This is a genomic window from Mesorhizobium sp. M1A.T.Ca.IN.004.03.1.1, from assembly GCF_003997555.1.
Lineage (GTDB): Bacteria > Pseudomonadota > Alphaproteobacteria > Rhizobiales > Rhizobiaceae > Mesorhizobium.
The window spans coordinates 1-278 of sequence record NZ_RZTV01000220.1; the positions used below are offsets into that span (position 1 = coordinate 1).

At 69.1% G+C, this 278-nt stretch carries 1 protein-coding gene; it reads left to right on the forward strand.

The genetic code is table 11. The features are described from left to right. Positions 1-251 (forward strand): transposase (locus EOD29_RS31430; protein WP_206520538.1); only part of this gene is annotated, 251 nt, incomplete at its 5' end. Positions 252-278: the final 27 nt, after the last annotated feature.

Here is a 278-nt window from a genome sequence, read left to right on the forward strand (position 1 = left end):
CGCGGGCCAACCAGCTCAGGCTCTGGTTCGCCTCGATGGCCTATGTGCTGGTCCGCGCATTGCGCCGCATCGGCCTGGCCAACACCCGCCTCGCCAGGGCAAGCTGCGCCACCATCCGCCGCAAGCTGTTCAAGATCGGCGCCCGGGTCAGCGTCTCGGTGCGCCGTATCAGGCTGGCCATGAACTCGGCCTGCCCCTTCCAGCGCGAGTGGGCCCTGACCTACGCCAGACTATCGGCAGCCGCCATCTGAGCGCCCGGATCCACCCCTCCCGTCAAC